The 8,640-nt window shown below is 70.0% G+C and carries 16 protein-coding genes and 1 pseudogene; all 17 read right to left on the reverse strand.

Features of this window, described 5'->3' with window-relative positions; translation table 11 throughout:
• Nucleotides 1-7: 7 nt before the first annotated feature.
• A complete protein-coding gene (locus tag ACIO3R_RS07275; protein WP_402104158.1) occupies nt 8-1,768 on the reverse strand; it encodes a terminase large subunit in 1,761 nt (586 codons plus the stop codon).
• Nucleotides 1,737-2,192 carry a phage terminase small subunit P27 family gene (locus ACIO3R_RS07280; RefSeq protein ID WP_402104160.1) on the reverse strand — a complete coding sequence of 152 codons (456 nt, stop codon included), beginning with the start codon at nt 2,190-2,192 and terminating at the stop codon, nt 1,737-1,739. The genes ACIO3R_RS07275 and ACIO3R_RS07280 overlap by 32 nt, the downstream gene beginning before the upstream one ends.
• Nucleotides 2,193-2,265: 73 nt before the next feature.
• Entirely contained in the window at nt 2,266-2,499 is a 234-nt protein-coding gene (locus ACIO3R_RS07285) for a hypothetical protein (RefSeq protein ID WP_402104162.1), read from the reverse strand.
• A 29-nt stretch (nt 2,500-2,528) separates the two neighbouring features.
• A complete protein-coding gene (locus tag ACIO3R_RS07290) occupies nt 2,529-2,705 on the reverse strand; it encodes an HNH endonuclease signature motif containing protein (protein WP_402104238.1) in 177 nt (58 codons plus the stop codon).
• 272 nt (nt 2,706-2,977) lie between these two features.
• Complete coding sequence (locus ACIO3R_RS07295) at nt 2,978-3,391, reverse strand: hypothetical protein (protein ID WP_402104165.1); 414 nt, start codon at nt 3,389-3,391, stop codon at nt 2,978-2,980.
• Nucleotides 3,392-3,508: 117 nt separating this feature from the next.
• Nucleotides 3,509-3,682, reverse strand: coding sequence for a hypothetical protein (locus tag ACIO3R_RS07300; protein WP_402104169.1), 174 nt, complete (start codon nt 3,680-3,682; stop codon nt 3,509-3,511).
• A gap of 253 nt (nt 3,683-3,935) precedes the next feature.
• Entirely contained in the window at nt 3,936-4,121 is a 186-nt protein-coding gene (locus ACIO3R_RS07305; protein ID WP_402104172.1) for a hypothetical protein, read from the reverse strand.
• An 81-nt stretch (nt 4,122-4,202) separates the two neighbouring features.
• Nucleotides 4,203-4,466, reverse strand: a complete 264-nt coding sequence (locus tag ACIO3R_RS07310; protein WP_402104175.1) for a hypothetical protein — start codon at nt 4,464-4,466, stop codon at nt 4,203-4,205.
• A 31-nt stretch (nt 4,467-4,497) separates the two neighbouring features.
• Nucleotides 4,498-5,154 (reverse strand): hypothetical protein, encoded by a 657-nt coding sequence (locus tag ACIO3R_RS07315; RefSeq protein ID WP_402104178.1) that lies wholly within the window; start codon nt 5,152-5,154, stop codon nt 4,498-4,500.
• A gap of 2 nt (nt 5,155-5,156) precedes the next feature.
• Nucleotides 5,157-5,456 (reverse strand): hypothetical protein, encoded by a 300-nt coding sequence (locus ACIO3R_RS07320; RefSeq protein WP_393332538.1) that lies wholly within the window; start codon nt 5,454-5,456, stop codon nt 5,157-5,159.
• Nucleotides 5,457-5,467: 11 nt separating this feature from the next.
• Entirely contained in the window at nt 5,468-5,632 is a 165-nt protein-coding gene (locus tag ACIO3R_RS07325) for a hypothetical protein (protein ID WP_329615646.1), read from the reverse strand.
• Nucleotides 5,629-6,489 carry a hypothetical protein gene (locus ACIO3R_RS07330; protein WP_402104182.1) on the reverse strand — a complete coding sequence of 287 codons (861 nt, stop codon included), beginning with the start codon at nt 6,487-6,489 and terminating at the stop codon, nt 5,629-5,631. The genes ACIO3R_RS07325 and ACIO3R_RS07330 overlap by 4 nt, the downstream gene beginning before the upstream one ends.
• A complete protein-coding gene (locus ACIO3R_RS07335; protein WP_402104184.1) occupies nt 6,486-6,905 on the reverse strand; it encodes a DUF6907 domain-containing protein in 420 nt (139 codons plus the stop codon). The genes ACIO3R_RS07330 and ACIO3R_RS07335 overlap by 4 nt, the downstream gene beginning before the upstream one ends.
• On the reverse strand, nt 6,902-7,129 hold the full coding sequence (locus ACIO3R_RS07340; RefSeq protein WP_393332546.1) for a hypothetical protein: 228 nt from the start codon (nt 7,127-7,129) through the stop codon (nt 6,902-6,904). Before ACIO3R_RS07340 ends, ACIO3R_RS07335 begins: the two co-directional genes overlap by 4 nt.
• Nucleotides 7,126-7,398, reverse strand: a complete 273-nt coding sequence (locus ACIO3R_RS07345) for a hypothetical protein (protein ID WP_402104187.1) — start codon at nt 7,396-7,398, stop codon at nt 7,126-7,128. Before ACIO3R_RS07345 ends, ACIO3R_RS07340 begins: the two co-directional genes overlap by 4 nt.
• Nucleotides 7,395-7,883 (reverse strand): RNA polymerase sigma factor, encoded by a 489-nt coding sequence (locus ACIO3R_RS07350; RefSeq protein ID WP_402104190.1) that lies wholly within the window; start codon nt 7,881-7,883, stop codon nt 7,395-7,397. Before ACIO3R_RS07350 ends, ACIO3R_RS07345 begins: the two co-directional genes overlap by 4 nt.
• A gap of 374 nt (nt 7,884-8,257) precedes the next feature.
• Nucleotides 8,258-8,640, reverse strand: a pseudogene (locus ACIO3R_RS07355) (hypothetical protein); the annotation flags it as partial.

The raw sequence follows: 8,640 nt of genomic DNA on the forward strand, positions 1-8,640 counted from the left end.
CCTCCTCTCAGATCACTTCGAACTCGGAGTCCTCATACGCGCTGACGCGTTTCGGCGGCCGAGCCAGGACCTCGGACATGGCGTCGCACAGGGCACTGACGCCGTCGATCTTGTCTCCGGCATTCGCCTTGTCCGGCTTCACGTTCCCGGCCGGGTCCATGGCGACCGCGAGGTTGTCGACCATCCACGCCATGACCGGGTTCCCGCCGTGCCGCAGCATCGGCCGCGCACCCGCCGCCGCACCCTGCAAGAGCAGCCGCTGTACCGCCTTCAGCGCGGGCGACATGCTCTTGTACCCCTGGCCCACACCGACCATCGGCGCCCGCTCGCCTTCCAAATCATTGGTCAGCGGAGTGGATGACCAGCGGTCAAAGCCCAGCGACCTCACATCGAAATGGCCGAGGTCCTTGCGGATCTGAGTGCCGATCACGGTGTAGTCGGTGACGTTGCCCGGCGTCGTCTTCAGCCAGCCCTCACGAACCCACACCGAGGCGTTCCCCGCCGTCCGACGGTCCAGCGCCTCGATGTTGTCCTCGGGTGTCCAGAAGCGGAGCACCATGTCCAGGCTGTCGTCCCGGTCGTCCGGGAGCAGCCAGCAGAGCGCGTTCAGGTCGGATACGGCGCCGAGGTCGAGGCCGCCGTAGGCCTCGCGCCCCTTCAGCTTCTCCTCGTCGACCAGCGCCCCGTTCGCAGTCCACGACTCCAGGGTCAGGAATTTGGTGACCTGCTTGGTGCGGATGCCGAGGTGCAGGCGCAGGAACTGGGCGAGCTCGGCCGGCGACTGCTTGGCCTTGTCGGAGGCGACCGCCAGGGCCGCCCGCGTCGGCGACACCCCGTAGCCGGGGTTCGCCTTCTTCCACGTCGACTCGGCGTGCGGATCGTCGCCCTTCTCCGCAGCGAACACGACACCGTAGACCGCCGGGGCCTCGTAGGCACCGCGCGCCAGCTGCTCAATGCGGTCCCGCTTCCGGGAGTACACCGACTCCCGCTTACCCGCGTCCGCAGTCGTGATGATGAAGATCAGCGGCTGCCGCCGAGAGCCGGTGCCGGTCTCGATCGTCTCGACCAGCTCGGGCGTCTTGTGCTCGTGCAGCTCGTCGACGATGCCGCCGTGCAGGTTCAACCCGTGCTGCGCGCCCGCGAGCGATGACACCGGCTTGAAGTAGGAGTCCGACTTGGGGTGCAGGATCACACCGGCCAGCGGCTGCATGACCCGCTTGAGCGCCGGCGACTTCTCCACGATCGCCTTGACCGGGCCGAACAACAGCCGCGCTTGTTCCTTCGTCGTGGCCGCGGTGATGACCTGCGCGCCGGGCTCGCCGTCCGCCGCCATCAAGTACAGGGCGATCCCGCCGGCCAAGGTGGTCTTGCCGTTCTTCCGCGGCACGTCGACATAGACCTCGCGGATGATCCGCACGTGCATCGCCGCGTCGTCGTCCCACCGGACCCAGCCGAAGATCGGGGCGAGGATGTACGCGACCTGCCACGGGTCCGGGCGCAGCGGTTGACCGGCCAGCTCCCCCTGCGTGTGCCGTAGCTGCTGGAACGCGTTCAGCACCTTGTCGACCCGAGCCGGGTCGAACTGGGCGCCGGGGACGTCCCGCGGCTCGGGGGTCTTGATCAGGGGCGGGCAGTCGGGCAGCGGGATCCCGCGCTCGACCAGATACCAGGCCACCTCGGGTGACAGCTTGAGCCGCTCCAGCAGCTCGGTGTCCAGGTATGCGGCGCGAGGGTTCTTACCCGAACGGGTTGTCGGGGTCCGGCTCATTCTCCGACCCCCTCGCCAGGGCCTGTTCCGTGCTGGGAGTCAGGCCGAAGTGCGCGGCCCACGCGCGCAGCTCGCGCCCGGCCGCTCGCGCAATGCCGACCGCCGGGTGCGCGAGGGTGCCCTGCTTCGCCTCGATCGTCAGCCCGTCCCGCTGCACCGTCTCGGTCGCCTCGCGGAACATCGCCCAGGCCTCGCAGTACGCGGCCAGCGCCGCCCGGTCCTCGGGCTTGAGCAGCTCCAGCCGGGACAGCCCCGGCAGCACGCGGTCCCACTCGGCCGCGGCCTCTTCGCTCAGCCACTCGGGAGCCGCGGGCGGGATCCGCTTGAAGGCCGGCCCCGGGTTCACCGTGCGGCCGGCGGCGTCCTTGCCGTCCGAACGGCCCTTCAGGAGGCGCAGTTTCGCGGGCTCGGCGGTCCTCGCCATGACAGACCCCCTATGCGGCTATCTGTTCACGCGTGTCCCGAGCTGACGGCGCCGGGGCCCCAGACGATCAACCTCAAGATCTGGACTCCCCTACCCCCGGGGGAGCTAGCTCGAAGCCGTCCGGGGCACCGCTGAGCAGGTGATCGCTGGCCTTGCGCAGCATGCCTCCGAGAGCCTTGTGGAGGTCGTCCAGGGCGACTGCGCCGTCCCTGACGGGCACGGTCAGCGTGCCGATAGCGGTCTCGATGACCTCTCCACCTGGGATGAGGGTCGCCAGGCGGACCGTGGTGGTCATCTGGGCGTTCATTTTGGCCTCCTGGACGCTCGTTTTTGGGCTCAGCGGGCCCGCTTTCGGGCCTGATTTGCTCTCAGGGCCTCTGATTTGCTCTTGAGGGTGTCGCAGGGCTCGCAGAGGAGTCCGAGATTGTCCATGTCGGTCGCTGATCCGCCCTCGAAGATGGGCGTGATGTGGTCGAGCACGTGGTCGAGCGCCTCGGGATCGTCGCGCTTGATCTCGGCCTGGTCGATGCCGCATCGGTAGCAGCAGCCGTTGTCACGTCGTGTGACCTTGGCTTTGAGTGATCGCCATGAACCTGAGCTGATGCCGTATCGGGCTGCCTTGTCGTCCCTGCCTCCCCATGGGGTGCGCTGGTGAGCCTCGCAGCGGCCCTTGGGGACAAGGGTGGAGCAGCCGGGCTCAGCGCACCGGGTGGGGGGCCGAGTGGGCATGGGGGGTCCCCTGGGGGTGCGGTGGGGCATGGGGGCCCTGGGTGTGGGGTGGTGGGTCAGAAGCGCCCTGGGGCGGTCCCGATCATGGAGGGGTTGGCGTACTGGTCCGTGAAGTCCCCGCCGTGCATGGCCTTGAGGACCTCGGTGATTCGTTGGGCGTCCAGACGTGTCTCGAAGCCGGGCAGGGTGACCACCGCGAAGTCGGTGAGGCCATGGAGTGCGTCGGGGTTCTTGGCGATGAGGACCTGCCGCGGGTACAGGTTGTGCTTGTTGACCCACTGTTGTGCCTGGTGGCCCGTGGCTGCGCAGACGACGATGCGGATGGGATCCGGGGACAGGGTCCGGAGGCCCTCGTTCGCGACAAGGGTCTGGGCGGCGCTCTTGACGAGCTCATCGACCAGGTCGAAGGTGAGGCCGCCGTCGTTGAGCTCTCTGCGATAGGCGATCAGGTGCTGGGCGGTGGTGGTCATGGGGTGAGCCTCCGGGCATGGCGAAGGCCCCGTCCGTGTGGGCGGGGCCTGTGGGGTGTCGGCGGTGTGTAGGCATGCCGGACGCCCCTTGAGTGTTACACCGGCTGATCGTGCTGGTCAAGCTGCCTCGGCGGTGAGGGTGGCGGGGAGTTCGTTGAGGTCGATGAGGGCTCGGCCGGCGCGGTCGTGGCCGTGGTGGGTGAGCTTCCTGCGGTGGAGCCAGACGCGCAGGGTGCCGGGCTTGATGCCGGTGGCGGCTTGGGCGGCATAGAGGTCGACGAGGAGCGGCATGCGTCCAGTGTGCCGCTTCCGCGCGCGCGGAGGCCCCGGCCGTCACTACAACGGCAGGGGCCCCGGTGTGGCTACACCTACTTCGCCTCGGCAGCTTTCTCGGCGTCCCTCTGTTGTTGCGACTCCTCGTTGCGGCGCCGGAGTTCGTCGATGGTGATCGGGTCGAGTGCCATGATCGTGGTCCTGTCTCGTGGTTGGGGATGGGGCCCGGGGCGGCCGGTCGCCTGGCAGTGAGTCGGCCGCCCTGGGTGTGTCAGCTGTTGCGGGTGTACGTGAGGACGATGTCCGTGGGCTGCATGTCCTTGCCCTTGCAGAAGCCGAGGACCATCGCCTCGGCCTCCCTCGGGGTTTCCGCTTCGACGGCGCCGGATCCGGTGGCGGGCTCTCCCGTCTTGGTGTCGGTGCCGGTGGCGGTCCACTGGTAGTTGGTCAGTGCCATGGGGTTCTCCTTGGGTGTGATGCGGGGCTGGCTGGCCCCCTCACCGCCCGTCTGGCACGGGCGGATCGGGCAGCCGTCAGGTCAGCGGATGGGCGTGTATCGGATGAGGCCACCCATGGGGTGGGGGTTCTGCATGACGACGACGCCGTCGCGAATGCCGATCGTGAGATTGGCGAGCAGGGTCTCGGTCATTTCCAACTTCAGGTGCTCGCCCCTCATCTCGGGCGCGTCCTCCCACGTGGCCCCGCGGTCGTAGCTGCGGTCCTTGCGGTACGGGGCGGCCGGGTCGATGTCGGTGACGGGCGCGCTGTCGTAGATCCGAAACCAGTCGGTCTGGCGGCTCATCGGGCCCTCCTTGGGTGGTCTACGGGGCGGTCTACGCACGGTCTACGGCCTCTTCTGTGGACTGCTGACCTGCGTCTACAGCCTCGGAAGGGGCTACTACGGGTGCGGGGGAGAGCAGGGCTTCGATGTCGGCGGCCTTGATGCCGCTGTTGCCGGTCTTGGTGGGGCTGACGCGGACGCTGCGGTGGATGGTGATGCCGCAGCCGAGGAGGACGGCGCGGAGCCGGGTGTCGTCGAGGTGGGCGGCGGCGGGGCGGGCCCGGAACGCGTCGTACACGTCGCGGACGAACACGGCGGGGTCGTCGCCGAGCAGCTGCTGGACGCCGAGGACGACTCGGCGGCGTAGCTCCTCTTCGGTTGGTGGGGTCGGGGGGACGGGGCGGCCGGCCCGCCAGGCGGTGACGGTGTAGGCGCTGGCCGCGAGGGCGAGGAGCTGGGGCTGCTGGTGGCCGGTGCGCCATGCGAGGAGTGCGGCGAAGGCGAGCCCGGCGGTGCGGGCGGTGACGGTCTTCCCGCGGGCCGGGTGGCCGGCGGCGATCGTCCAGGCGCGGAGCCGGGCCCACTGGGTGAGGTGGCCGCGGGCGAGGCGCCGGGGGTGGATGCGCTGGGCTGCCCACCGGGGCCGCCCGGTCCCGAACTCGGGGACGGGCGGCAGTTCGAGGGTGTCGGCCTCGGACTCGGTGGTCATGGTCAGGCGTTGCTGGCGAAGGAGGCGATCATCTGGGCGAAGGTGCCGAACAGCTGGTTGACCATGGTGCCGATCTGGGTGCCGGACATGGACAGTCCGAGGCCGACGCAGACGAAGCCGGGCATGAGGTGGAGCTTCTTGGTCTTGTCGCCGTGCTTGAACATCCACCAGGCCACACCGGACAGGGCGATGATCAGGAGGACGGAGATGGGGACGGATCCGCTGGGGGCGCCGGCGGCGGGCGGGGCGGCCATGGTGTGGGTGTGGGCGGTGTCGATGGCGGCGAGGAGCGACGTCTTCACGGTGTGGTCCTTCAGTACGAGAGGCCGACGATGGCGGCGGTGATGAGGAGCGAGGCGAGGAGCGCACGGGAGAGCAGGCGGTGCGCACGGGACCCGTTGGGCAGCAGTGTCAGGAGGAGGACGGCGCCGAGGGCGGCGAAGAGGCCGTAGTAGCCGAGCGAGTGGTAGGTGATCATGACCGGCCGCTTCCGACGACGTCGCGGCGGAGCTCGGTCGCTTCGCGGCGGGAGAGGCCGTACTCCTCGCGGAGGCGTTCGATGGTCACGGGCTTGTTGGTGGTGGTGACCACTTCCCGGTTGAGCTTGCGGGCCTGTCGCCGCAGCTCAGTGGGGGTGATGGTGACCGGGACGGTGACCACTTGGCGGGGCTCTGCGGCGGCCACGCTGCCGGTCAGTTCGGCCGGGCGCTGGTGGTCATCGGTGGTGCCGAGGGATGACCAGTCGAGCATCTTCCACGCGGTCTCGATGGCGGGCCGTGTGACCGCCTGCTGGGGCTCCTCGGCGACGCGTTCGATGGTCACCTCGGTGGTCACCGCGGGGGCGACGATCGGGAGGAAGTCGGCGCCGGCGGGTACCACCTCGGGTGCCGGGCGGATGACCACCGGGTCGCCGTACCGCTGGGGTGCGGGCGGCTCGACAGGGTGGTCATCCACGATGGCCGTCACGACCGTGGTCGGCTCCGGCTCGCCAACCGTGGCCGTCTCTGCCACGGCTGGTTCTTCGCTGAGCCGGTGGACGCGCCACAGGACGAGCGGGGCGATCGCGGACACGGCGACGACGAGCGGCCACTTCACCGGAAGGATGTCGGAGCTCACCAGGTGCGAGGCGGCGTTCACGAGGATCAGGGCGATGACGGCGGCGGTGACGTCGCGCTTCGCCCGTAGTGCCTTGACGGCGTAGATGTCGAGGGCGCCGGGCACACCGGCGGCGACGTAGGTTCCGAAGCCGCAGGCGCGGGCCAGGTCGTACTCGGCGGAGGCGAGGACGACGAGGACGGCGACCAGGGCGCCCCACAGGAGCGGGTCCTTCTTCATCGGCCGGTCACCTCGGCCCGCAGGCTGATCAGCTGGTCGACCATGGTGTCGATGTGGTCGGCCTGCTTGCGGAGGGCGGCGGCGATCCGGTGTGCACCGGTCGGGCCGACCTCCAGGTGCCCGTCATCCGTCTCGACGGACAGGCAGACCTGCGGGCGGTCACTGAACGGCCACTGCACGAGGGCGACCTCGACGAGGCTGGTCGGGCCGTGCTCCGGGGTGTCCGCCAGGGCCCACACGGGCTCGCTGTTGTGGGTGATCTCCGCCTTGGCCGGCGGGAAGCGGTAGCCGTGCTGGAACGTGCACCACGACGGGCACAGGAACCGGACGTCTCCGGCATCCAGGGTGGTGACGGTGACCGTGCCATCCGAGTTGCGGCGTGGCAACGGCGCCACGGTGGGGGTGTCGTCGCTCATCGGCTGGCCTCCTTGTCGAGGGCGGCGACGAGGGCGCGGAGACGCATCCCCAGGTGGACGGCGGCGACGAGCATGGCGGCGGGGTCGTGGATGTTCGCGGTGCCGTGCTCGGCGAGGGTCGCGCGGGCGAGGTCGAGCGCAAGGTCGAGCGGCGGAACCCAGGGGGCGGGGTCGTCCGCAGGATCGAGCAGCGGCTGATGCAGGGCGCTGGTGTCAACACTCATGCGCTCACCCCCTGAGCGATGAGGCGGAGGAGGGCGGCGTACTCGCCGCGGGTCTGGCTGTGCCGGACGGGCGGGGCGGCGGCGAGGAGGTCCTGCTCGGCGGCGAACGCCTTCTCGGTGGGGCCGTACAGCTGCTCGGCGAGGACCAGGCAGCGGGCGAGGCGGATCTCTTCGTGCATCTCGGCGTTCGGCCGCTGGGTCTGGAGGGTGGCGGCGAGGCGGCCGAGGAGGGTGCGGGTGTCGTCGCTGAGGACGAGGGGCGTCGTCATGCCGCGACCGCCGGGCGGCCGGCGCGGACGCGGCGGAGGGCCTCGTCCATGTCCGGGTCGGAGTCGCCGTTGCCGATGGCCGCGGTGCGGAAGCCGGTAGCGGTGGGGGTGTACGTGCCGCCGGGGCCGGTGCACATCTCGCGGTTGCTGTACTGCCAGTGGCCGGTGTCGGCGGGGACCTCGGCGGTGTTCCTCTTCGCCCGGTAGTGGGCAATGACCGTGCGCCTGGCGAGGGTGGCGAGCCATCCGTACAGCTGGGCGTCGGTGGTGGCCTGGCACTTGTGGAAGTCGAGCCATGCCCGGTAGAAGGCGTCGGCCGTGAGGTCTTCGGCGAGGTGCGTGTTCCCGCCGCGGACCTCGCGCTGGACGAGGTTGACGATGCGGGGCTGGAACTGGGCGTAGATGGTGGCGAAGCGCTCGTTGAGCTGCTGCGCGGGGGTCATCGCGGTGGTGGCCGCGGGCATGGGAAGATGCCGGTTGTCCATGACGAGGTCTCATCTCGTTCGTGGGAAGTGGTAGTCCCCGGCGGGCGGTAGGGTCGCCTGGCCGGGGGCGGCCCGCCTGCTGCGGGCCTTATGCAGTTGTGGTCGGGGAGTCGGGTGACCGTAGGGTGGCCGCCCCGTACTCGCGGATGGATCTTCTTACTGCGCTCACGTCGATGCCGACGGCTCGCGCCACGGCGCTCTTCGTTCCGAGTTCCGCCACTCCCTCTTCGAGAGCTGCGGCCCGTCTTCGGGCGCTGGCGGAGATCTCTTCCAGCAGGTCGCGGTGTCGCTGTTGCTCAACCTCGAACCGTTCGCGCCATGTATTCTCTGGCACGCGTCCGACTCTATAGGACACTACTGTTCCAGGGCAAGCGTCAGGCAGCATTATCGGCCCGCGCGTCCTCGGTCATCCATGCCTTCAACTGGCCCCAGACGTAGGGCGGGTACCGGGTGTCGCACCACTCGCACCGCACGGCCTTCTCGCCCCGGGGCAGCCACAGCACGGCGCCGCACAGCGTCCCGGACGGATCCATCGCAGGGCAGTTCCCGATCCGCCGGCCCCGGTCGACGGCCGGGTCCGGCGCGATGATCGAGCGCACCGAATCCGTGAGCTCGCGGATCTCCGCCGCGAACGTGCCGGCCTCCGACCACGACACCGCGACCCACGGCATGTTCGACAGCAGCCCGGCCACTGCGGCGGCCAGGCGCCCGTCGACACCGCCGAGACCGGGCGCCCGCATGCCGCGCTCCTGACGGA

This window comes from Streptomyces sp. NPDC087428 (genome assembly GCF_044744085.1).
Lineage (GTDB): Bacteria > Actinomycetota > Actinomycetes > Streptomycetales > Streptomycetaceae > Streptomyces.

Coding starts and splice junctions, on each gene's coding strand:
- ACIO3R_RS07275 (WP_402104158.1), bottom strand. CDS start 1,768: ATGAGCCGGACCCCGACAACCCGTTCGGGTAAGAACCCTCGCGCCGCA.
- ACIO3R_RS07280 (WP_402104160.1), bottom strand. CDS start 2,192: ATGGCGAGGACCGCCGAGCCCGCGAAACTGCGCCTCCTGAAGGGCCGT.
- ACIO3R_RS07285 (WP_402104162.1), bottom strand. CDS start 2,499: ATGAACGCCCAGATGACCACCACGGTCCGCCTGGCGACCCTCATCCCA.
- ACIO3R_RS07295 (WP_402104165.1), bottom strand. CDS start 3,391: ATGACCACCACCGCCCAGCACCTGATCGCCTATCGCAGAGAGCTCAAC.
- ACIO3R_RS07300 (WP_402104169.1), bottom strand. CDS start 3,682: ATGCCGCTCCTCGTCGACCTCTATGCCGCCCAAGCCGCCACCGGCATC.
- ACIO3R_RS07305 (WP_402104172.1), bottom strand. CDS start 4,121: ATGGCACTGACCAACTACCAGTGGACCGCCACCGGCACCGACACCAAG.
- ACIO3R_RS07310 (WP_402104175.1), bottom strand. CDS start 4,466: ATGAGCCGCCAGACCGACTGGTTTCGGATCTACGACAGCGCGCCCGTC.
- ACIO3R_RS07315 (WP_402104178.1), bottom strand. CDS start 5,154: ATGACCACCGAGTCCGAGGCCGACACCCTCGAACTGCCGCCCGTCCCC.
- ACIO3R_RS07325 (WP_329615646.1), bottom strand. CDS start 5,632: ATGATCACCTACCACTCGCTCGGCTACTACGGCCTCTTCGCCGCCCTC.
- ACIO3R_RS07330 (WP_402104182.1), bottom strand. CDS start 6,489: ATGAAGAAGGACCCGCTCCTGTGGGGCGCCCTGGTCGCCGTCCTCGTC.
- ACIO3R_RS07335 (WP_402104184.1), bottom strand. CDS start 6,905: ATGAGCGACGACACCCCCACCGTGGCGCCGTTGCCACGCCGCAACTCG.
- ACIO3R_RS07340 (WP_393332546.1), bottom strand. CDS start 7,129: ATGAGTGTTGACACCAGCGCCCTGCATCAGCCGCTGCTCGATCCTGCG.
- ACIO3R_RS07345 (WP_402104187.1), bottom strand. CDS start 7,398: ATGACGACGCCCCTCGTCCTCAGCGACGACACCCGCACCCTCCTCGGC.
- ACIO3R_RS07350 (WP_402104190.1), bottom strand. CDS start 7,883: ATGGACAACCGGCATCTTCCCATGCCCGCGGCCACCACCGCGATGACC.